Consider the following 23,069-nt stretch of genomic DNA (forward strand, 5'->3'; position numbering starts at 1 on the left):
TCCCAGCGGTCAGATGCCGCCCAGCGTACCCTTGGTGCTCGGCACCTGATCGGCCTTGCGCGGGTCCACCTCCACCGCGAAGCGCAGCGCGCGCGCCGCCGCCTTGAAGATGCTCTCGACGATATGGTGGTTGTTGCGCCCGTACAGCGTCTCGACGTGCAGCGTGATGCCCGCCGTCTGCGCCAGCGAGTGGAAGAAATGCTCGAACAGCTCGGTGTCGAAATCGCCGAGCTTCGACTGCGAGAACTCCGCCCGCCACACCATGAACGGCCGGCCGGAGATGTCGATCGCGACCCGGCTCAGCGTCTCGTCCATCGGCGCATAGGCATGGCCGTAACGCTGGATGCCCTTGCGGTCGCCGAGTGCGCGGGTCAGCGCCTCGCCGATCGCCAGGCCGGCGTCTTCGGTCGTGTGATGCTGGTCGATGTGCAGGTCGCCGGTCGCCGCGACGTCCATGTCGATCAGCGAATGGCGCGACAACTGCTCCAGCATATGGTCAAGAAACCCGATGCCGGTGCGGCAGTGATAGATGCCGGTCCCGTCGAGGTTCAACGTGACGCGGATCTCGGTTTCGCTGGTCTTGCGGTGGACGGTGGCTGTGCGCATGCCGCCGCTATAGCGTAGCGCCGCCCCCACGCAACGCTTGACCCCGCCGCGCCCCGCGTTCACCAAGCGAGCCATGACCGAGACCTCGCCCGACAGCTTGATTCCCTATGACGAGATCGTCCAGGAGGCGTTGCGCGCCGTGGTCGGCCGCGTGCTGGGTGAGGTGGAACGCGGCGGCGGCCTGCCCGGCGACCATCATTTCTACATCACGTTCAAGACGCATGCGGCCGGCGTGGACATTCCGCGCCACCTGATCGAACGATTCCCGGACGAGATGACGATCGTCATCCAGAACCGTTACTGGGACCTGATCGTCCGCCCGGACGAGTTCGAGGTCGGGCTGTCGTTCAACTCAATCCCGTCGCGGCTCGTCATCCCGTTCGCCGCAATCACCGGCTTCGTCGATCCCGCCGTCAACTTCGCGCTGCAATTCCAGGCGCAGGGCGACGACGACGCCGTCGAACAGACCCCCGCCGGCAACGACGCACCGATCGCCGAACCGATCGAGGATGGCAGCAACGTCGTCTCGGTGGACTTCACGCGGAAAAAGTAAGTCGGTCGGCAGGGCGTGGCTACTCGCCTACGATCCCAAGAGATGCCATTTTAGAATAGGGCGTATCCCGGACTTGATGCGGGATCCAAGGTTTCAAGGACCGCCGCCGGACGCTCTGCCTACGCGCGTCACCTCATAAAATGCAACCCAACCCGCCCCCGAACGCTTGTTCGGCATGACCAGCCAGACCCGCACCGAAACCGACAGCTTCGGCCCGCTCGAAGTTCACGCCGACCGCTACTGGGGTGCCCAGACCGAGCGATCGATCGCCAATTTCCCGTTCGGCGCGCAGGAACGCATGCCGATCGGAATCGTCCACGGCCTCGCGCTGGTGAAACAGGCCGCCGCCCGCGTGAACCGGCTCCACGGCCTCGACGCGAAGATCGCCGACGCCATCGAATCCGCCGCGGCCGAGATCGTCGCCGGCAAGCTCGATCAGGAATTCCCGCTCGTCATCTGGCAGACCGGCTCCGGCACGCAGTCCAACATGAACGTCAACGAGGTGATCGCCGGCCGCGCGAACGAGGTCCTCACCGGCACCCGCGGCGGCAAGAGCCCCGTCCACCCCAACGACCACGTCAACCAGGGCCAGTCGTCGAACGACAGCTTCCCGACCGCGCTCCACATCGCCGCTGCCCGCGCGGTCAACGACGCACTGCTTCCCGCCCTCCGCGCACTCCACGCCGAACTGTCGGGCAAGGCGCAGACGTGGGACTCGATCGTCAAGATCGGCCGCACCCATCTCCAGGACGCGACCCCGCTGACGCTCGGCGACGAATTCTCCGGTTATGCGCAGCAGATCGCTGACGGCATCGCCCGCGTCGAGGGCGTCCAGCCGCGGCTCTACCGGCTCGCACAAGGCGGCACTGCGGTCGGCACCGGGCTCAACGCACCGGCCAATTTCGGTCCTGCCGTGGCCGCGGAACTCGCCGACCTGACCGGCCTCCCGTTCGAAACCGCGCCGAACAAGTTCGAGGCGCTGGCCAGCCACGACACGCTCGTCGAACTGTCCGGCGTGCTGAACGTGCTTGCGGTGTCGCTGTCGAAGATCGCCAACGACATCCGCCTGCTCGGCTCCGGCCCGCGCTGCGGCCTCGGCGAACTGCACCTGCCCGAGAACGAGCCCGGCAGCTCGATCATGCCCGGCAAGGTCAACCCGACGCAGTGCGAAATGCTGACGATGGTCGCCGCCCAGGTCATGGGCAACCACATGGCCGCCACGATCGGCGGCCTGCAGGGTCATCTCGAACTCAACGTGTTCAAGCCGCTGATCGGCGCCGCCGTCCTGCGCTCGATCGACCTGCTCAGCGTCGGCATGGACAGCTTCCGCCTCCGCGCGCTGGAAGGGTTGGAGCCCGACCGCGACCGCATCGCCGCTTTGCTCGACCGCTCGCTGATGCTGGTGACCGCACTCGCCCCCGAGATCGGCTACGATAACGCCGCCAAGATCGCCAAGACCGCGCATCATGAGGGCCAGACATTGCGTGAGGCGGCGCTGGCGTCTGGGCTGGTCGACGCGGAAACGTTCGACCGCGTCGTGCGGGCGGAGACGATGCTCGGGCGCTGAGCGTATTGGAAAGCTTTTAGATTAGAGCTTTCCGTTCGTCCTGAGTAGCGACTGAGCGTAGTCGAAGACGCGTACCGAAGGACCAGTTCAACGTACTTCGATACGGGTCTTCGACAGGCTCAGCCCCTACTCAGCATGGACGGGGTCAGATCCGTCAAGCTTGGCAGCGGGTCATCACCCCACCAACCCACGCTGCCTCAACAACGGTGCCTCGTCCGGCCCACGCCCGCGGAATGCCACGAAAGACAGCATCGGATCGCGGCTGTCCCCGCGCGCCAGCACCTCGTCGCGGAACCGCTCCGCCAGTCCGCGGTCGAACAGGCGGCCCGGCTCGGCAAAGCTGTCGAACGCGTCCTCGTCGAGCACCTCGGCCCAGAGGTAGCTGTAGTAAGCCGCCGCATAGCCGCCATCGAACACATGGGTGAAATGCGGCAGCCGGTGGCGTAGGACGATCGCGTCCGGCATCTGCAGTTCGGCCAGCATCGCCGCCTCGAACGCAGGCGCATCGACCGGCTCGGTCGCGCGGTGCAACGCCAGGTCGACGATCGACGACCCGGTCAGCTCGACGGTCGAGAAACCCTGCCCGAACCCGTCGCCGGCACCGATCGCCGCGATCATCGCGTCGTCCATCCCGAACCCGCGCAGCACCTCGGGTGCCACGATCCAATGCTCCATGAACTTGCTCGGGAATTCGACGAAGTCGCGCGCCACCGCGGTCCCGGCCAGGCTGGGATAGGTCACGTTCGACAGCAGCGCGTGCAACGCATGGCCGAATTCGTGGAACAGCGTCCGCGCCTCGTCCAGCGACAGCCGGCTGTCCGCTGCGACCGGCGCCTTCGAGAAATTCGCGACGGTATAGACGATCGGCAGCACCGGCCCGTCCATCCGCTCCTGCACGCGGAGCGACCCCATCCACGCGCCGCCATGCTTGGTCGGCCGCGCGAAATAATCGGTGTAGAGCAGCCCGACCGCCTCGCCCGCCGCATCGCGCACGTCCCACGCGGCGACGTCGGGGTGGTAGACCGGCACGTCCGGCCGCGCGACGAAGCGCAGCCCGTAGAGCCGCCCCGCCACATCGAACGCCGCCGCACGTACCGCCTCAACGCGCAGCAGCGCGCGGACGGCTGCCGCATCGAGGGCATATTCCTCGCGCCGCACCTGTTCGGCATAGAACCGCCAGTCCCACGGCGCGATCGTCACGCCGTCGCGGTCGGCCAGCAGCTGCAACGTCGCGGTCTCCGCGATCGCCTTCGCCCGCGCTGGCGCCCACAACCGCATCAGCAGCGCGTGTGCCGCACCCGGCGATGCCGCCATGCTGTCGACCAGCTTGTAGTCGGCATAGGTCGCGTGACCGAGCAGCGCCGCCCGCTCCCGCCGCAACGCCACGATCTCCGCCACCAGCGGGTTGTTGTCGTACGCGTCACCGTCGCAGCGCTGCGTAAACGCCCGCCACATCGTCTCGCGCAGCTCGCGGTTCGTGGCAAAGGTCGTGACCGCCTCGAAATCCCCGCGGTCCAGCGTGAAGCGGTAGCGCCCGGCCAGCCCCTCCGTCGCCGCCCGCGCGCCCGCGGCGTCGCGCACCGCCTGCGGCAGGCCGTCGACCTCCGCCTCGTCCGCCACCAGCGACCAGTCGCCGACCGCGCCCATCACATTCTGCCCGAACGCCACCGACAACGCCGCCAGCCGCGCATCGATCGCCGCGAACCGCGCCTTGTCCGCCGGCTCCAGCCCCGCCCCGTCATTGATGAACCCGTGATAGACATTGTCGACCAGCCGCAACTGTTCCGCGGTCAGCCCGGCCAGCTCGCGCGCCTGCCACACCGCGGCGACACGCGCGAACAGCGCGGGATCATGCGCGATCGCGGTGCCGTGCACCGACATCCGCTCCGAAACCTCCGCCTCGATCGCGCGGATCCCGGCATCGCCGTGCGCGGACGACAGCGTCCAGAACACGCGCCCCACCTTCGCCAGCGCGGCGCCCGACCGTTCGAGCGGCGCGATCACGCTATCGAACGTCGCCGGCCCGGTCGCGTCAGCGATCGCGCGGATCTCCGCCATCTTTTCCGCCATCGCGATTTCCAGCGCGGGCAGGACATGACCGGCCTCGATCAGGTCGAACGGCGGCGCGCCGAACGGCGTGTCCCAGTCAGCAAGCAGGGGATTAAGGGACATCGGGCGTACTCTCGGCAGGGAGTTCGTCGGTATGGACATCGAACCGGCTGAGCGTCGCCGGCCCGAACACGGTGGTCAGCGCCGTATCGGTCGCATCGCGACCGCGGGCCATCAGGATGCGGCCGATCCGCGGAATATTGTGCCGCGCGTCGAACGTGTACCATTCGCCGCCCAGATACACGTCGAACCAGGCGCTGAAGTCCATCGGCGCGTCGGACATCGGCACGCCGATATCGCCGAGATAGCCGGTGCAGTAGCGCGCCGGGATGTTCATGCAGCGGCAGAGCGTGACCGCCAAATGGGCGAAATCGCGGCACACGCCGCGCTTTTCCTGGAACGCGTCCCACGCCGTCTTGGTCGACCGCGCGTGATGATATCCGAATTCGATATGGTCATGGACGAAGTCGACGATCGCCTGCACCCGCGCCCAGCCGGTCGGCGTGTTGCCGAACAGGTTCCACGCGGTGTTCGACAGCCGGTCCGTCTCGCAATATCGGCTGCCCAGCAGGTAGACGAGGATATCGTCCGGCAAGTCCGCCACCGGCACCTGCGGCGCATCCGGCACCACCCGATCGGGCAGCCCGCTGTCCTGCACCGTGAAATCGGCCGACAGGGTAATGCCACCCGCCGGAATCACCAGCCGGGTGCAGACATTCCCGAACCCGTCGATGTAATCGTACATCGGCACATCCTTGTCGGATGTGATGCGGTGCGGCGTCGTCAGGTCGCGACTGCGCGACGGATGGATACTCAGCATCGCCATCATCGGCGTCGGCCGGTTCGCGGTAAAACTGATGTCGTAACCGGTGCGGATCAGCATGATGGCACGTCTCCCAGTGACGCTTGTGTTCAAGCGGGGACCGTATCGTCGTCCAGATGAACCGCAATGTCGACAGTCATGCCGGTATCGCTGCCGGGAAAGCCCGCCCAGCTGCCCGACAGCGGCACCGCCTGCATCGGATCGCGCGCCACCGCGACGCGGATCAGGCCGCGATTGCCGACGATTCCGTTGGTCGGATCATATTCGACCCACCCCGATCCGGGCAGGAAGATCCGCACCCAGGCGTGCGTGTTGCCGCCCCCCACGCGGCCCTCCCCGCGCGACGGGCTGTAGACGTAACCCGACACGAACCGCGCAGCGAGGCCCAGCGCACGCGCCGCCTCCATCATCAGCACGGCATAGTCGCGGCACGTCCCCTGCCGGCGGTTCAGCGTCTCGATCGGGCTCTGCGTCCCTTGTTCGTAGCGCGGGACATAGGTGAATTCACGGCGGATCGTCTCTGTCATGGTGGCCAGCATCTCGGCCGTGTCGGTCCGCCGGTCGTCCTTCACGAAACTGCGCGCCCAGCTGTCGACGATCCGTTCGGGGTCGAGGTGCTGGCGCTCGATCGACCGCAGCAGGTCGGGCATATCCTCGCCGGCATAGGTGAACGGGAATGCGCGGGCATAATCCTCGATCGCGACCGCATGGTCGCCAGCCGGGCTGTGTTCCATCCGCACCACGCTGTCGAACCGCAGTTCGCGGGCGCGCCGGTCGAACCGCGCGATCGCCACCGAATTGCCGAACACATCGTGGATGTAACGCAGATTGGCAGGCGCGGGCGTGATATCGAGCCGCGCCTCGATCAGGCGCTGGTCATGGCTCTCGCGCGGGCGCACCATGATGCGGTGTTCGCCGAACGATACCGGGTGGCGATAGGCATAGCGGGTGCTATGCGCGATGGTCAGGAACGGCATGATGGGGAGATCGGACGTGACGACGGCTGCATGGAATACCCTGTTGTCCGCGGGCGACCCCGATCCGGTCGCGATCCGCAACCCATCGGGCACCGCCCCTTTCCTCCTGATAGGGGATCATGCCGGAAACGCCATCCCGCAAAGCCTCGGCGACCTGGGCGTATCGGCCGCCGAACGGGCCCGTCACATCGGCTGGGACATCGGCATCGCGGCGCTGGGGGCGGAATTGTCGCGCCATCTGGATGCGGTCTGGATCGCGCAGAATTATTCGCGGCTGGTGATCGACTGCAACCGCGCGCCGGATGCGTGCGCGGTGCCGAACGCGGTCGTACCAGTCAGCGACGAGACGCCGATCCCCGCCAATCACGGGCTGGACGACGCCGCCCGCGCCGCCCGCGTGGACGAAATCCACGCCCCCTACCAGGACGCGATCGCCGCCGAGATCGCGCGCCGCACCGCCGCCGGCCAGCCGACCGTGCTGGTGGCGCTGCACAGTTTCACCCCCGTCATGGCCGGCACCAAGCGCCCGTGGCACGTCGGCATCCTGCACGACGGCGCCAACGACGGCTTCGCCCGCGCCGTGCTGTCGCTGCTTGACGCCGATCCGCTGCTGACCGTCGGCGACAACGAACCGTACAAGATGGACCGCATCGATCATACGATCCCACGCCACGCGTTCGCCGCCGGGCTGCCCTATGTGGAGTTCGAGGTGCGGCAGGATCTGTTGGGCGACGCCGCCGGGATCGACCGCTGGTGCGGGATCGTGGCGCGTGTTCTGACCGCAGCGGCGCGCGGCGACGCGACCTGCGGCATGCGTCACCATTAAGTCATTGTAACGTCATAAGCCGCTCCAGATGTTGACACCCTCCGCTGCTTCCGACCCGATCGGTGTCGTGCGCCCGGCGTCCGCCAACCGGCGGCTGGGCATTATCCTGGCGGTCGGCACGCTGGCCGTGATCGGGGCGTACGCGGCCACCTCGCCCTCCGAACCGGCGGCGACCGTCGCCACCGCGCCGCCACCGCTGCCCGCTCCACCACCGATGCCGGCGCTCGCCACACCGGTGCCTCCGCCACAGCCCCTCCCCGTCGGACCGGTCGCGCCCGGCGCGATCCTGCGCGGCAGCATCCCCGGCCTGTCGGTCAACGCCACCTTCGCCACGCGTGCCGGCGGCGGCAGCATCCTTGTCACGCGCGGCGACGGCACGCGTGCGCTGATCGCGAACGGCACGGATGTCGTACCCGGCACCCGGCTGACCGGCGTGGCGGCGGATCGCGCCACCTTCACCACAGGCGCCACACGCTTCTGGATGCCGCTCCAGTCGGAAGCCGCAGCCAAGGCGGACCCCGGCCCCGCCACGGTCATGACCGCGGCCGCAGCACCGCTCCCGCCACCCACCGTGCCCGCCGCCGCATCCGCATCCGAAATGCGGGATTCGGTCGCGTACCAGGCAGCGCTCACCCCCGGCGCGGACGGCGTCTACCGCGGCTACACTGTCCGCGCCTTGCCGCCGCTGTTCGCGAAGGCGGGGCTGAAACCGGGCGACATCATCACCGGCATCAACGGCCGCGCGTTCGACGGACCTACCGAAATGGCGATGCTTGCGCACGAAGCTGCGATCTCAAGCACTGTCGTGTTCCGCATTCGGAGGGGCGGCCAGACACAGGAATTGCAGGTCCAGCCGCGCTGATCCGCGAGTCGCACGAAGCCGCGATGCAGCCGGGACACACTTAAGAAGAGATTACCCGGTTGTAACATTACCATCATGAAGCGGCCCTAGGCACCGCGTCAGCGAACAGTGGAACCCGCATCCGCGGAGTGGCCCGTCGCGCACGACGTGAACACCAAAAGGGGCCGACCATGACATCCTTCAAGTCCATTCTGCTGCTCGGATCCGCGCTGGCCCTGGCTGGTTGCGGCGCAGACGATGTCGCATCGCCGGGCGAAGGCGTCATCATTCAGCCCACGCCGACGCCGACCCCCACGCCGACCCCGACGCCCACGCCCACGCCGACCCCCACGACGGGCCCGGCCACGGGTTGCCCCACGGGCACCACCGACGTCGGCACGATTGGCTCCTACCGGTCCTGCCGCGTCCCCGGCCTGATCACCGGTTCGCTGACCCTGCCGCGCCGTGCCGGCACCGCCTATGAACTGAACGGCCGCGTCGATGTCGGCGTCGATCTGGGCGGTGCGGGCAATGCCGCCGGCGGGTCCAGCGCCACGCTGACCGTCGAGCCGGGCGCGCTGGTCTACGCCAACACGACGAACGCCGACAACGACTACATGGTCGTCAACCGCGGTTCGCGCATCGTCGCCGACGGCACCGAATCGCTGCCGATCATCTTCACGTCGGAACAGAATGTTCGCGGCACCGCAACTGATGACTCGCAGGGTCAGTGGGGCGGTATCATCATGTCCGGCCGCGCCCCGATCAGCAACTGCAACGCCACTGTCGCCGGCGGCGCGGTGAACTGCGAAGCCGTGGTCGAAGGCACCGGCAACGCGCTGTACGGTGGCAACGTCGCGACCGACTCCAGCGGCGTGTTCCGCTACGTCCAAATCCGCTACTCCGGCACGGTCATCAGCGCGAACAACGAGTTGCAGGGCCTGACTCTCGGCGGCGTTGGTTCCGGCACTGCGATCGACCACGTCCAGATCCACAACAGTTCGGATGACGGCATCGAGGTCTTCGGCGGCCGCGCCAACATGCGCTACCTCATCGTCACCGGCGCGGACGACGACTCGCTCGACACCGACGTCGGGTATCAGGGCTTCATCCAGTTCGTGATCGCGGCTCAGAAGCCGACCAACACGCAGACTGACAACTATGTGATGGAAATCGACTCGAACGGCAGCGAAGACGCCCTGCCGCGTCAGTTCGGCCGCATCTCGAACTTCACCTTCATCCACACCTCGACCGCCACGAACGCCGCCATCCGCCTCCGCGGTGGTGCCGACTTTACCTTCGTGAACGGCATCGTGGTCAGCCCGACGGCCTGCCTGAACACCGTGGCATCGAACAGCGCGACCGACCCGTCGACGATCCGCGCCGCCAACACCGCGCTGGAGGATCAGGGCCCGCCGGTGTTCAACTCGGTGTCCTTCGCCTGCGCTTCGTCGTTCGCTGAAACGACGCAGACCGGCGTGACGGTCACCAATGCGCAGCAGGCGGCGTTCTTCAACGCCGGCAGCAACAACCTTGCGATGGCGACCTCCACGCTCGCCAGCCTGTATGTCAACGGTGCCAACGAAACGGCGCGCCCGGCCTTCAACGCCGCTTCGCTGAACCCGACCGGCACGTCGTTCCTGGTGACGACCAACTATATCGGCGCTGTCCGCGACGCCAATGACGGCTGGTTCCGCAGCTGGAGCTGCAACTCCAACCGCGCCCAGTTCGGCGCGTCCAGCAGCGCCTGCACGGCCCTTCCGACGACCTGAGCTGCGCCGACGCCGGGCGGGTGACGTGAACACGTCGCCCGCCCTTCGCGCATATCCGATCTGACAGGATGCCATGATGACCAAGCCGCTCGCCTACGGAACGCTTCTCCTCCTCACCTCCACGCTCGTGACGCCAGCGGCGCTCGCGCAGACCGCGTCCGGCGGCGGTGGCACGTCCTCGACTCCTGCCATGTCCAGCGCACCCGGGACGCCCGCCGCCACGGATCCGCAAAGCGCTGCCCAGGTCGAAGAAGACGTCGAAATCTCCACCCCAGGCGGCGCCAACCGCCCATCAGCCGGCCCGACGCAGGAAGGCGACATCGTCGTCACCGGGCGTTACATCCCCAACGTCGTGCGCAACACGTCGCAGGTCCTGTCGGTCCTGTCGCAGGCCGACATCGCCCGCACCGGCGAAGGGGACATCGCCGGCGCGCTTCAGCGCGTGACCGGCCTCAGCCTCGTCGGCAACGGGTTCGTCTATGTCCGCGGGCTCGGCGATCGCTACTCCTCGTCGCTGCTCAACGGGTCGCCGCTTCCATCGCCGGAACCGTTGCGCCGCGTCGTACCGCTCGACATCTTCCCGACCAGCATCGTGGCGAGCGCGCTCGTCCAGAAAAGCTACTCGGTGAACTATCCCGGTGAATTCGGCGGCGGCGTCATCAACCTGACGACCCGCGCCGTGCCGGAAAAGACGACCTTCGCGTTCGGCACCTCGCTCGGCGTCGATACCGAAACCACGGGTCGGCTCGGCTACACCTATTACGGCAGCGACACCGATTTCCTCGGCTACGATGATGGGGAGCGGAACGTTCCGCAGGCCATCAAGGATGCCGGCCGCAATGGTACGTCGCTCGGCTCGAACGAGATCCTCAATCTCTCGAACGCACGTACCACGCTGCTTCGCCGCAACACCGATGTCCCCGCGAACTTCTCGGCGGACATGAACTTCGGCACGGCCAAGGACATCGATGACGGTCGGATCGGCATGGTCGTGTCGGCCGGCTACGACAACAGCTGGCGCACCCGCAACGCGATCCAGCAGGCCACCGACGATCAGCAGGGCAATGTTCAGCGCGACTTTCGCACCGTCCTGACCGACAACCGGACGATCGTGAACGGCCTGCTCGGCTTCGGTGCCGAGCTCGGCGATCACCGCGTCCGGTTCACCAACGTCTATATCCACGATACGCTGAAGCAGAGCCGGCTGGGCGCGGGTACGGACGTGAACATCGCCGGCGTCCCTGGTATCCCGACGCTGATCGAACAGAACACCAACTTCTTCGAACGTCAGCTCATCACCACGCAGGGCGTCGGGGAATTCAAGTTCGGCGATGTCGGTTTCGACGTCCGCGGCAGTTACGCCAACACCTTCCGTAAATCTCCCTACGAACGGGCCTTCGTCTACCAGTACGACAACGTGCTGGCGAAGGACTATGTTAACAACCTTAGCGGCACCCAGTCGGCAACGGTCGCGTTCAGCGACCTGAACGAGGATCTGTGGAGCGGTGCGGCGGATCTCAGCTACAAGATTACCGGCGCTGTGCCGATCCGGCTGTCCGCGGGCTACGCCTATAACGACACGGACCGGACCTCCAGCCGCTTCACCTTCCGCTATATCGGCCCCAACGCGGCGCCGCTGAACCAGACCGTGTCGCAGCTGCGCCCCGACTATCTGCTGTCGGATGCCATCATCCAGCAATATGGCATCACGCTGCAGAACACTTCGACGGCGCAGGGTGCGGCGGAATATGAGGCATCGCTGCGTGTTCATGCGGGCTATGCGCAGATCGAAGCGGAAGCGAGCAGCACGCTGCGCGCTACCGCCGGTGTCCGCTACGAAACGGCGCTCGAAACGGTCAACCCGATCGGCACCACGTCGCTGCCGACCAATCTCGACAACGACTATTTCCTGCCCGCAGCCACCATTACCTGGAATTTCGTGCCCGACATGCAGCTCCGCCTGCACGGGTCGAAGACGCTGGCCCGTCCGCAGTTCCGCGAACTGGCCGCGCAGATCTACCAGGATTTCGAATCCGATCGCCAGTTCATCGGCAACCCGCTGCTGGTCGACTCGCAGCTCTACAACGCCGAAGCCCGCTACGAATGGTTCTTCGGTCGTGATCAGCGGTTCAGCGCCGCCGGTTTCTACAAGAAGATCAAGGATCCGGTTGAGGCCATCGCCGCCTTCACGTCCGATGGCCGTCTCCAGACCGGTTTCTCGAACGCCCCCGAAGCGCAGCTGTACGGCGGCGAGGTCGAGTTCCAGAAATACATTCCGCTCGACACCTTCGGCGGCCCGTTCTTCGCAACGCGGCGCGTCGTTCTGGTCGCCAACTATTCGTACACCAAGTCGAAGATTAAGGCTGGCGACGAACTGGTTCCCGATCCCATCCAGTCGAGCACAACGCCGCGTTTTCAGCAGGCCAACCTGCTGTTCCGCGACGGCGCATCACTCGTCGGGCAGTCTGACCATCTGGTGAACTTCCAGCTTGGTCTCGAAGATACGTCGAAGCTTTCGCAGGTGACCTTGCTGGTCAACTACGCCAGCGACCGCGTCACCGCACGCGGCCCGGTCAGCTCGGGCGTCCGCCTGCCCGACCTGGTCGAGCGGCCGGGCGTCAAGCTCGACCTCGTCGTCCGCCAGGGCTTCGAATTCTACGGCGCGCAGCTGGAATTCAAGGCGGAAGGGCGCAACCTCCTGCGCACCAACTACCGCGAATCGCAGGACTTCGGCGATCAGCGGATCCTGATCAACCAGTACGACCTCGGCCGTATCTTTTCGCTCGGCGTGGGCGTGAAGCTCTAACCCGACCGACCCTTCCCCGCACCTTCCGGCCGGAGAGCACCCGCTCTCCGGCCGTTTTCTTTGGCCTCGCCACTTCGGGAATGGGAGTTAGAGTCCAGCGATGGACGTCGAACGCGAACACCCCTGCCCGCCCCCATCGCTTCCGTCGGGCATCGCCGCGGACGTGGCCGGATACGCCTGGGCGCGCGACACGGTCGGCGAGTCCGGCGGCACCGTCCACCGCCTCCACGGCAAGACCGGCGCGCCCGACCTGTTCCTGAAATACGGCCGAGGCACCGTCGCTAATGACGTGACGGACGAGATGGTCCGGCTCGGTTGGCTCGCTGACCACTCCCAAGTCCCCAGGGTCCGAACCTTCCTGCGCACCCCCAACGAAGCGTGGCTGCTCATGACGGCGATCCCCGGCCGGACCGCCTATCAGATGCTCGTCGCGCACCCGGACGACCGCCCCGCCGTCGTCGCCGCACTGTCGCTGTACCTCCGCCAGTTGCACGCGATCCCGACCGCCGCCTGCCCGTTCAACGCCGATCACGGCTTCCGCCTGTCCCAAGCGAAGGCCCGCATCGACGCAGGCGTCGTCGACACCGACGACTTCGACGAAGAGCGCACCGGCTGGACCGCCGACCGCGTCTGGGACGCGATGCAGGCGCTGCTCCCCATGGCCCCCGACCCCGTCGTCACGCATGGCGACTTCTCGCTGGACAATATCCTGATTGAGGACGGCGCCGTGGTCGGCTGCATCGACGTCGGCCGCACCGGCATCGCCGACCGCTACCAGGACCTCGCTATCCTCTGGAACTGCCTCGGCGAGTTCGGCCCGGCACTCCAGGACCGGCTGTTCAGCAGCTACGGCATCTCCGAACCCGACAAGCGCAAGCTCGACTTCCACCTGCTACTCGACGAGCTGTTTTAGGCAACGGCCCCCAATTTCGGGCAGGTTCTCGCGGGCAGGATCACCCCTCCCCGCCACCAACCACGTTCAGCCCGACCGCCCCGATCGACAGCGCCCCCTCCGCCACCCGCTCAGCCGCGCCAAGCCCAGCACGGTGCCCAGCCGCCCAGCGCCGCTCGATCGTCTCGGGCGAGAAGTCGAGCGCCTTGCCCGCGACCTCTTCCTCCTGCTCGGTATAGGCCAGCCGCAGCAGCGCGATCCGCACATCCTCGCGCCCCGCATGCACCGCCTGCCACCGCGCGATCGTGCGGCGGGATTGCGCCGCGAAGATCAGGTCCTGCATCCGGCTCGCCGCCTCGCCCAGCGTCGTCGGTACCGCACCACCAAGCGGCAACAGGTCGACCGCGATGCACAGCACCAGCCGCGCCGAAGGCTCGGACAGCACGGGATCGAGCGGCAGGTTCGCCGACAGCCCGCCATCGACGTGCCAGCGCCCGTCCACCTCCACCGGCGGAAACGCGATCGGCAGTGCCGCACTCGCCCGGATATGATCCGGCCCGATCGTCCGGTCGCGACTGTCGAACACGACGTCCTCGCCGGTCTGCAGATCGACCGCGGTCGCCGTGAACCGGCAGGGCCCGGCGTTCAGGAGGTCGAAATCGATCAGTTGCGCCAGCGTGCTGCTCAACTGGTTCGTCTCGAAGATCGACGGCCGATCGTCGGTCCACGGCGTCATCGACGATAGCAGCGGACCGAAGATGCCCGACCGCCCCGCCATCGCCGTCCAGCCGACCGCAGCGGTCCGCCGCCCGGTTTCCATCGCCGACGTCATCCACGGCAGCCCCGCGATCGGCACCATACCCGGCCGCCAGAAGGCACGCAACGTCTCGACCCGCTGCTCCGGCGCGGACCCGACGATCAGCGCGGCGTTGATCGCCCCGATCGACGCACCCACGACCCAGTCCGGCTGCAAGCCCTGCGCATGCAACGCCTCGTACACCCCGGCCTCGAACGCCCCGAGCGCGTTCCCGCCGCTCAGGACCAGCACGACGTCGAAGTCGCGGGCCGCCGCGCCCGTCACCGCGCGCGCTTCCAAATGCCGAGCGAGAGGAGCGCGCCACCCAGACCGAGTGCGCCGAGCAGCACCGCGGACGGCACCTTCTGGACCTGCAACGCGATGCTCGAGTTGCGCGCATGGACGTCCTGGCTCCCGCGCAGCGCATCGACCCGCGGCTCGTACAGATTGTCGCGTCGCGCCGGGTCACCCGGATCGCCCGGCTTCTGCTGCGCGCCCGTCCCAATCGCTTCCATGATGAAATCCGTCATCCGCGGCGCGGCCTGCGCCAGCATTGCGGACACCAGCCCTCCGCCGCCCGCATACAGCGTCCGCCGCGGATGTGCGCAGGCGAACAGCACCGCATCGGCGACCACCGACGGCGCGTAGAGCGGCGGCGGCAGGCGCGGCGGCTGGTCCATGAAATTGCGCGCATGTTCGGGGAACGGCGTGTCGATCGCGCCCGGTTTCACCAGCGTGACCGAGATCGGAGCCCCCTCGTGCTCCAGTTCCATCCGCAACGTATCGGTCAGCGCCTGTACCGCATGCTTCGTCGCGCAATAGGGCCCCTGTTGCAGGATCGACCGGTCGCCCAGGATCGACCCCACGTTGACGATCGCCCCGCCGCCCCGGACGCGCAGATGGCGCGCCGCGACCAGCGATCCGTGCAGCGCCCCGAAATAATTCACGTCGAACACCCGGCGATGATCTGCCACCGGCACCTGATCGAGCGTCCCGTAGGTCCCGATCCCGGCATTGTTCACCCAGCTGTCGAAGCCCCCGAACGCCTCCGTCGCGAAGGCGGCGACCCGCTCGACCGCCGCCATGTCGCTGACATCGGCGACGCACACCGCGATCCGACCGCCCGCCGCGGCCAGCCGCTCCCGCATCGCATTCAGCGCCTCCTCGTTACGCGCAACCGCGAGCACGGCCGCCCCTGCACGCACCGCCTGCTCGACGATCGCGAGGCCGTTGCCACTGGTGGCGCCGGTCACGACGATAACCTGATCGCGAAGGGATTTGAGTTTGATTGGCATATCGGGTCTCCGTCAGCCGGCTCGGGCGCGAGGCGACGTCGACCAGTCAACGGAAGGTGAAGGCGATCGATCCGGATAGTGATTTAGATCAACAGTAATTCAGCCAATAACGCTGCCATCACTGATTAATTGGCGCAGGCCGGGACTGGCTCTAGAGTTGTCGGCAAGCTCTTCGCCGATGGAATGACCTGTTTTGTAATCAGAAACCCACGTGGGTTTGCCGTGCGTAGGGGCAACTTACCCCCTAACCGTGCTGCCGTATTCCCGCGGAGGCGGGGATCCAGATCGGAGTGTGGACCTGGACCCCCGCCTTCGCGTGGGTACGTAAGGCGCATGCTACGGAGCCAAGACCAAGCCTAAAGGTCGAACTAAACTAGCCGCCCTGCCAGCAAGTCCGGCAAGTCCCCGCTCTCGCCGCGCGCCTCCGCCATGAAGCGGTCCTTCAGCGGCGGGATGCGCTGCACCGCGGCCAGCCCGAAGCGTCGCACCGTCGCCGCGGTGCGCCCGCCGAGCCCGAACAGCCGCGTCAGCCCGTCCGTCGTCGACGCGACAAGGAAGGTATCGAGCGCGCGCCAGCGTTCGTAGCGCGCGAGCGACTGCGCATCGCCCGGATCCATGCCCAGCCGCGCCGCCTCGACCAGCACCTGCACCAGCGCCGCGACATCGCGGAAGCCGAGGTTCAGCCCCTGCCCCGCGATCGGGTGGATGCCGTGTGCCGCATCGCCGACCAGCGCCAGCCGCTCGCCCGTGATGTGCGCGGCATGGTGGAAGCCGAGCGGATAGGACGCCCGCGCGCCGTTGGTCGTGATCGCGCCGAGCAGGCCGCCCATGCGCTTCTCCGCCTCCGCCGCGAACGCCCGGTCGGGCAGGCCGAGCAGCGCCGGCCCGTCGCGCGCCGCCACGCTCCACACGATCGCCGACCGGTGCCGCCCATCGGGCTCGTCCCGCATCGGCAGGATCGCGAACGGCCCGGCGGGGTAGAAGATCTCGTGCGCCACGCCGTCATGCGGCCGTTCGTGGTGGATGCCGCCGATGATCGCGTGATGGTCATACTTCCAGCGCGCGACGCGGATGCCCGCCGCCTCGCGCGTCGGCGATCCGCGCCCTTCCGCGGCGATCAGCAACGGCGCGGACAGAACGCGCCCGTCCTCCACCGTCACGCGCACCCCCGCCGCATCGCGCACCGTCGAAACCGGTCGCGCGGGTTGCAGCAGCGTGACGCCGCCCGCCTCCACCGCCGCGGCCCGCAAAGCGGCGCGCAGCACGCGGTTCTCGAACATGATGCCGAGCGGACCGTCCGCCGGGTCCGCATCGAACGCCAGCCCGCCGACCAGCCCGTCGGTCACGCGGATCGTGCGGATCGGGCAACCCTGCCCCTCCAGCCGGTCCGCCACGCCGATCGCCTGCAACATCCGCCACGATGCGCTGGCGACCGCGGAGGCGCGACCGTCGAAGCCGACGGCTGCCTGCGCCGCCGGATCGGCCGGATCGACCACGATGCTGGTCAAACCATGCGCATCGAGCGCGCTGGCCAGAGTGAGCCCGACGAGTCCGCCGCCGAGGATGATGACGTCCGCTGTATCCATGCGCACCAGTGTAGGCGGTGCGCGCGAACCGCGAAACGGGTTTCCGCGGGTTGGGGCAAATGGTCCGGCGGAACGGGCGACCGACCGGCGCCCGCCTTGACCGCATCCGGCCCCGCGTCGCATGGTGGCGCCTTGACCAGACGCACGACCGGCGATCGCCCGGTCGCGGGTGGACGCGCGGCGGGATCGAGACATGGCGAGCAATGGGGTGGCGACCACGATGTGGCGTACGCAGGCGAAAGCGGCGGCGGTGCGATCCGGCACCATGGCGTGCGCGGCGGCTTTGCTCGCGCTGACGCTGGCGCTGGGCTTCGCGATGGCCAGCTATCATGGCAGCGATCCGTCGCTCAACACCGCGGCGGACGGCCCGGTCCAGAACGTGCTCGGCACGCCCGGCGCCTGGACCGCGGACATCCTGTTCACTTTGTTCGGCCTGCCCGCGCTGCTGCTCGTGCCGCTCGTCCTGCTCGCCGGGCTGCGGCTGTGGCGCGGCGCGCCGGCCGGACGGTGGAAGCGGTCGCTGCTGCTGTCCGTCGGCGGCATCGTCCTGCTCGGCGGCGCGCTGACATTGTTCCGCAACGGCGCGGGCGGATCGCTGCCGGCCGACTGGGGCGGCATGGCCGGCATCGGGATCGCCAGCGCGGTCGATGCACTGACCGGGCTGCTGCCGGGGCTGGACGTGGGCCGCATCGCGCGGCTCAGCATCATGGCGCTGCTCGTGCCCGCCGGCCTCGCGGTCTGTGTCCGCGGCCTGGCGTTGCAGGCGGGCGAGCGCGCGTTCCTCGGCAACATCCGCCGTCGCCGCGTCCGCGCGGACGGGTCGATCGACCCGCGCGACATGGGGGACACGGGTGAGGACGGCATGCCGATCGACGAACTGGTCGTGCCGATCCCGCGCCCGCCGCGCCCCGTGGCGGTGCCCGACGGCCGCGCACCGCCCGTCATCACCGAACCGGCGATGGCTCCCGCCCCGGCACGCAAGGCGCAGACCCAGACCAAGCTCGACCTGCGCGACAACACCTACGAACTGCCGCCGCTCGACCTTCTCACCCCGCCGCCGCCGCCGACTGGCGTCCCGATCGACCGCGCTGCGCTGGAACGCAATGCCCGCCTGCTCGAATCGGTGCTCGACGATTTCAAGGTGAAGGGTCAGATCGTCGAGATCCGGCCCGGCCCGGTCGTGACGATGTACGAACTCGAACCCGAATCGGGGATCAAGGCCAGCCGCGTCATCGCGCTGGCCGACGATATCGCGCGCAACATGTCCGCGCTGTCCGCGCGTGTCGCGGTGATCCCCGGTCGCACGGTGATCGGCATCGAACTGCCCAACCAGAAACGCGATATGGTCGTGCTGTCCGAACTGGTGGCGTCGCAGGGCTTCGAAGACCAGCAGGCGCAACTGCCGATCATCCTGGGCAAGAACATTGCGGGCGACCCGGTGATCGCCGATCTCGCGCCGATGCCCCACCTGCTCGTGGCCGGCACGACCGGGTCGGGCAAGTCGGTCGGGCTGAACTGCATGATCCTGTCGCTGCTTTATCGGCTGACCCCGACGCAGTGCCGCATGATCATGATCGATCCGAAGATGCTCGAACTGTCGATCTACGACGATATCCCGCATCTCCTGTCCCCTGTTGTCACCGATCCGCCCAAGGCGATCCGCGCGCTCAAATGGGCGGTGGAGCAGATGGAGGAACGTTACCGCATGATGGCGTCGGTCGGCGTCCGCGGGCTCGGTTCGTTCAACGACAAGGTGCGCCAGGCCAAGGCCAAGGGCCAGCCGCTCGGTCGCAAGGTGCAGACCGGCTACGATGCGGAGACCGGCACGCCGATCTACGAGGAGGAGAAGCTCGAATATGAGGTCCTGCCGCAGATCGTCGTGATCGTCGACGAGCTGGCCGACCTCATGATGACCGCCGGCAAGGAGGTCGAATTCCTGATCCAGCGGCTGGCGCAGAAGGCACGCGCGGCCGGCATCCACCTGATCATGGCGACGCAGCGCCCGTCGGTCGACGTCATCACCGGTGTCATCAAGGCGAACCTGCCGACCCGGATCAGCTTCCAGGTCACCAGCAAGATCGATTCGCGTACCATCCTCGGCGAACAGGGCGCCGAACAGCTGCTCGGCAAGGGCGACATGCTCTACATGCCCGGCGGCAAGCAGATCGCGCGCGTCCACGGCCCGTTCGTCAGCGACGAGGAGGTCCGCGCGGTCGCCGACTTCTGGCGCGCACAGGGCCAGCCAGACTATATCAAGAGCGTGACCGAGGAGCCCGAGGACGGCGGCTACGCCATGGAAGGTGCGCCGGTCGGCCCCGACGATCCCGAGACGCAGGTCTACCACCGCGCGGTCCAGCTGGTGGTGGAGAACAAGAAGGCCTCGACCAGCTGGCTGCAACGCCAGCTACGCGTCGGCTACAACAGCGCCGCGCGCCTGATCGAGCGGATGGAAAAGGAAGCGATCATCAGCCAGCCCGACCATGTCGGCCGGCGCGAGGTTCAGGTCGAACCCGAGGACCTGCCCCGCATCCTCGGCTGATCTCCGCACGACACAAAAAAAGCCCGGGGCGGACCATGATAGTCCGCCCCGGGCCTTTTTGTCAGATTAGTGCGGGATCAGACCAGCTTGGTCAGCTTGGCTGCGATCTCGTACATCTCTTCAGGTGCGTAATCCGGCGTGAAAGCGCAAGGGACACCGGCCAACTGGTGGATCTTGCCACCGTCCGGCATGCCGCGCACGACTTCCAGATTGCCCGGCGGATCACCGGGGAGCGCGACCTCGTCGTTGCTCCAGATGCCGGCCATGTCCTGATAATCGTCCGGGCTGAACGTATAGAGGCGACGGTGCGAACCCTCGTCTAGATACTTTTGGCATTCCGGAATACGGTCCAGGTTGATGTTCGGCGTCGGCAGCATCTTCTTCAGGTCGACACCGGTCAGCTTCTGGATCGCCAGCGCGTAGCTATGCGCATGCACCGAACCGCGGACGAGCAGGTAGCCGCACACTTCGCGACCCGTCGGATCGGTCAGCGTCTCATACACGCGCAGCTTATGAAGGCGCGCGCCGCATTCGAGGTGGAAATTGTGCAGCAGGTCAGTGATGACGTTGCCGGTCGTCGTGATGAAATCATTGTTCCACGACGCGCCGTTGCTGTTCACCGGGGTCACGCCGCCGCCGTTCGACAGGAACGATGCCGCCAGGCGGATATCGGTCATGTCCTCGAACGGTGCGCCCGAGATGTCGCCGCCGTCACCGGTATCGTCGCCGTCCGGCCCGTTCGCCAGCATCGCGACGCCGTTCGACACAAGCTCGACGTGGCCCAGTTCTTCTGCCGTGATCGACGCGACCAAACTGTAGAACGGGCGGAGCTTGCTCTTCGACCGGAAGTTGAAACTCTGGAACATATAGTTGCCCAGCGTGGACATCTCGCCATATTTGCCGCCCAGCAATTCCTGCAATGCTGCGGCTGCATTCGGATCCTTCGCCTTAGGCGCAGGAAGATTGGCTTGAAGCTTGTCGACACGCATGAACATGGGTCGTACCTTTTGAAGGAGGAGCCGATTTAACCAATCTAAACTCGCTTTGGTTTCGCTAATTGACCTATGTTGGGTCGATTGCCGGAAATATTCGGACGACTCACCCCATATTCGGCACGCCCGGATATTTGCGTAAAGTCCATGACGGAAATGCCCCCCGGTGGAACTCGGCGGGTTCAGAGCGCATTCAACCGCGACCCGTCATCTGACGTCGCGACACGACCTTTCCCGACTGGAGACCGCATGTTCCGCCCCGCCCTGATCGCCGTCGCCTTGATGGCCCCCGCCGCCGTCTTTGCCCAGGCCGCCCCGCTCACGCAGGTGTCGCAGCATCTCCGTGCGGTCACCACCATGACCGCGAACTTCATCCAGACCGACCGCGCCGGCAAATCGGTCGGCGGCGTGCTCAGCATGAAGCGGCCGGGCAAGGTGCGGTTCCAGTATCAGAAGGGCTCGCCGCTCACGATCGTCGGCGATGGCAAGGCGCTGACCGTCTACGACTCGTCCGTCCGCCAGGAATCGCGCTGGCCGATCGGCAATTCGCCGCTATCCGTCCTGCTCGATCCGTCCAAAGACCTAAGTCGCGTGGCAAAGGTGGTGCCCAGCCCGACCCCGCGTATGCTGCTGGTCGAGGCGCGCGATCCGAAACATCCCGAATTCGGCACGACCACGATCGCGTTCGACCGCGTCGCATCGGCGCCCGGAGGCCTCGCGCTGATGGGCTGGTCCACGCTCGATGCGCAGGGCAACAGGTCCGCGGTGCGGCTCAGCAACCAACGATTCAACGGCCCGGTCGACGATCGGCTGTTCCGCTGGATCAGCCCGCGGCGAGCCGGTCCGCGCGGCTGACGGACCGTCCCGTCCGTTCATCCAGGCGACAGGAAGAAGGTCTATAGAAGGTCCTGCGGTTGCGGAGCCGCCCCGGGTTTTCCCCCTGTTATCCGGTCAGGCTCCGTACCCCGCCTGCGTGACGAACGCTAGGTCGGCCCTCGCTCCATGCCCCCGGAGCGGGGGCCTTTTCATGTTTGTTGGAAAAGGTCCTCCGCGGGTGCCCGCGTCCGGCGCGCGCGTCCCGCTTGCGGTCCTGCGGCCCGGTCTGATCCCCTTGCCCTACCCGTCCATCCCGAGCGAAGTCGCGGGTCCCGTCGAGCGCAGCCGAGACGGCCAACACCGCCGCCACATTGGCCTCGACGGAACGCGCAGCCTAAGCAACACCTCCACTGGCGCCCCGCCCACCGCGTCGCTACATCGCGGCATGGCCGACCGCATCAAGATCGCATCGTGGAACATCAATTCGGTGCGGGCACGACTCGATATCGTGCAGCAGTTCCTGACCGACCAGTCGATCGACATCCTCTGCCTTCAGGAAACCAAGGTCGTCGACGACACCTTCCCGGCCGCCCCGTTCAGTGCGCTCGGCTACACCCACCATGTCCTGAACGGCCAGCGGATGCACCACGGCGTCGCGATCCTCAGCCGCATCCCGCTGTCCGCCGACCTGCGTCACGACTGGCAGGACAATGGCGAGGCACGCCACATCGGCGCGGTGCTCGAATGCGGCATCCGGATCGAGAATGTCTACGTGCCCGCCGGCGGTGATGTGCCGGACCGCGAAGTGAACCCGAAATTCGGGCAGAAGCTCGACTTCCTCGAACGCATGACGCGCTGGTCCGAGACCGTCGCCGAACCGACGTTGCTGGTGGGCGACTTCAACGTCGCCCCGCTCGAATGCGACGTCTGGAGCCACAAGCAGCTGCTCGACGTGGTCAGCCACACGCCGATCGAGGTCGCGGCGCTCGACCGGTTGCAGGCGGCCGGCAACTGGGTCGACATCGGGCGGACGTTCGTGCCGGCCCCCGCCCCGCTGTTCACCTGGTGGAGCTACCGCGCGATCGATTGGCGCGCGTCGAACCGCGGCCGGCGGCTCGACCATATGTGGGCCACCGCGGACGTTGCGGCCAAGGCGGTCGCGCACCGCGTCCACGACGAATGCCGCGACTGGCTCAAACCCTCCGACCACGTCCCGCTCGTGACCGAGTTCGAACTGTGAGCGAATTGGGGAGCGACCCGCGTGCCGCCGCTC

Annotated in this window: 18 protein-coding genes; 10 read left to right on the top strand and 8 right to left on the bottom strand. The window is 67.2% G+C overall.

Going from position 1 to position 23,069, the window contains the following annotated elements; genetic code table 11:
- Nucleotides 1-9: 9 nt before the first annotated feature.
- A complete protein-coding gene (gene hisB / locus IEX50_RS11480; protein WP_157176188.1) occupies nt 10-606 on the bottom strand; it encodes an imidazoleglycerol-phosphate dehydratase HisB in 597 nt (198 codons plus the stop codon).
- Between the two features lie 73 nt (nt 607-679).
- On the opposite strand from hisB, the gene IEX50_RS11485 reads away from it, so the two are divergent.
- Entirely contained in the window at nt 680-1,159 is a 480-nt protein-coding gene (locus IEX50_RS11485; protein ID WP_157176044.1) for an SspB family protein, read from the top strand.
- A gap of 175 nt (nt 1,160-1,334) precedes the next feature.
- Nucleotides 1,335-2,726, top strand: coding sequence for a class II fumarate hydratase (gene fumC / locus IEX50_RS11490; protein WP_157176045.1), 1,392 nt, complete (start codon nt 1,335-1,337; stop codon nt 2,724-2,726).
- Nucleotides 2,727-2,900: 174 nt separating this feature from the next.
- Here fumC and IEX50_RS11495 read toward each other — a convergent pair whose 3' ends face one another.
- The 3 genes from IEX50_RS11495 to IEX50_RS11505 are packed head-to-tail and all read right to left on the bottom strand — an operon-like array spanning nt 2,901 to nt 6,635.
- A complete protein-coding gene (locus IEX50_RS11495; protein WP_229673929.1) occupies nt 2,901-4,898 on the bottom strand; it encodes a M3 family metallopeptidase in 1,998 nt (665 codons plus the stop codon).
- Complete coding sequence (locus IEX50_RS11500; RefSeq protein ID WP_157176047.1) at nt 4,888-5,718, bottom strand: transglutaminase-like domain-containing protein; 831 nt, start codon at nt 5,716-5,718, stop codon at nt 4,888-4,890. The genes IEX50_RS11495 and IEX50_RS11500 overlap by 11 nt, the downstream gene beginning before the upstream one ends.
- Before the next feature lie 29 nt (nt 5,719-5,747).
- Complete coding sequence (locus IEX50_RS11505; RefSeq protein ID WP_157176048.1) at nt 5,748-6,635, bottom strand: transglutaminase family protein; 888 nt, start codon at nt 6,633-6,635, stop codon at nt 5,748-5,750.
- A 16-nt stretch (nt 6,636-6,651) separates the two neighbouring features.
- On the opposite strand from IEX50_RS11505, the gene IEX50_RS11510 reads away from it, so the two are divergent.
- The 5 genes from IEX50_RS11510 (at nt 6,652) to IEX50_RS11530 (ending at nt 13,793) form a co-directional block, all read left to right on the top strand.
- Nucleotides 6,652-7,461: an N-formylglutamate amidohydrolase gene (locus tag IEX50_RS11510; protein WP_198350636.1), complete on the top strand. Its 810-nt coding sequence runs from the start codon at nt 6,652-6,654 to the stop codon at nt 7,459-7,461.
- Nucleotides 7,462-7,489: 28 nt separating this feature from the next.
- Nucleotides 7,490-8,323 carry a PDZ domain-containing protein gene (locus IEX50_RS11515; protein ID WP_157176049.1) on the top strand — a complete coding sequence of 278 codons (834 nt, stop codon included), beginning with the start codon at nt 7,490-7,492 and terminating at the stop codon, nt 8,321-8,323.
- A gap of 170 nt (nt 8,324-8,493) precedes the next feature.
- Nucleotides 8,494-10,074 (top strand): beta-helix domain-containing protein, encoded by a 1,581-nt coding sequence (locus IEX50_RS11520; RefSeq protein ID WP_157176050.1) that lies wholly within the window; start codon nt 8,494-8,496, stop codon nt 10,072-10,074.
- Nucleotides 10,075-10,150: 76 nt separating this feature from the next.
- Nucleotides 10,151-12,880: a TonB-dependent receptor domain-containing protein gene (locus IEX50_RS11525; RefSeq protein WP_157176051.1), complete on the top strand. Its 2,730-nt coding sequence runs from the start codon at nt 10,151-10,153 to the stop codon at nt 12,878-12,880.
- 100 nt (nt 12,881-12,980) lie between these two features.
- Nucleotides 12,981-13,793 carry an APH(3')-I family aminoglycoside O-phosphotransferase gene (locus IEX50_RS11530; protein WP_157176052.1) on the top strand — a complete coding sequence of 271 codons (813 nt, stop codon included), beginning with the start codon at nt 12,981-12,983 and terminating at the stop codon, nt 13,791-13,793.
- 40 nt (nt 13,794-13,833) lie between these two features.
- On the opposite strand, the gene IEX50_RS11535 is transcribed toward IEX50_RS11530, so the two are convergent.
- From IEX50_RS11535 to IEX50_RS11545, 3 genes are all read right to left on the bottom strand, one after another.
- Nucleotides 13,834-14,853, bottom strand: a complete 1,020-nt coding sequence (locus IEX50_RS11535; protein WP_184075220.1) for a patatin-like phospholipase family protein — start codon at nt 14,851-14,853, stop codon at nt 13,834-13,836.
- Nucleotides 14,850-15,863, bottom strand: coding sequence for an SDR family oxidoreductase (locus IEX50_RS11540; RefSeq protein WP_157176054.1), 1,014 nt, complete (start codon nt 15,861-15,863; stop codon nt 14,850-14,852). Before IEX50_RS11540 ends, IEX50_RS11535 begins: the two co-directional genes overlap by 4 nt.
- Before the next feature lie 368 nt (nt 15,864-16,231).
- On the bottom strand, nt 16,232-17,449 hold the full coding sequence (locus IEX50_RS11545; protein WP_157176190.1) for an FAD-dependent monooxygenase: 1,218 nt from the start codon (nt 17,447-17,449) through the stop codon (nt 16,232-16,234).
- A 193-nt stretch (nt 17,450-17,642) separates the two neighbouring features.
- Here IEX50_RS11545 and IEX50_RS11550 point away from each other — a divergent pair, with 193 nt between their 5' ends.
- Nucleotides 17,643-19,988, top strand: a complete 2,346-nt coding sequence (locus IEX50_RS11550) for an FtsK/SpoIIIE family DNA translocase (protein ID WP_229673931.1) — start codon at nt 17,643-17,645, stop codon at nt 19,986-19,988.
- Between the two features lie 77 nt (nt 19,989-20,065).
- On the opposite strand, the gene IEX50_RS11555 is transcribed toward IEX50_RS11550, so the two are convergent.
- Nucleotides 20,066-20,983 (bottom strand): manganese catalase family protein, encoded by a 918-nt coding sequence (locus tag IEX50_RS11555; RefSeq protein WP_157176055.1) that lies wholly within the window; start codon nt 20,981-20,983, stop codon nt 20,066-20,068.
- Nucleotides 20,984-21,229: 246 nt separating this feature from the next.
- Between IEX50_RS11555 and IEX50_RS11560 the strand changes: the two genes are divergently transcribed.
- Nucleotides 21,230-21,835 (top strand): LolA family protein, encoded by a 606-nt coding sequence (locus IEX50_RS11560; protein ID WP_157176056.1) that lies wholly within the window; start codon nt 21,230-21,232, stop codon nt 21,833-21,835.
- A gap of 406 nt (nt 21,836-22,241) precedes the next feature.
- On the top strand, nt 22,242-23,036 hold the full coding sequence (locus IEX50_RS11565) for an exodeoxyribonuclease III (protein ID WP_157176057.1): 795 nt from the start codon (nt 22,242-22,244) through the stop codon (nt 23,034-23,036).
- The last annotated feature ends 33 nt before the right edge of the window (nt 23,037-23,069 follow it).

Source organism: Sphingomonas prati (assembly GCF_014643515.1).
In the GTDB taxonomy this organism is placed as follows: domain Bacteria; phylum Pseudomonadota; class Alphaproteobacteria; order Sphingomonadales; family Sphingomonadaceae; genus Sphingomonas_R; species Sphingomonas_R prati.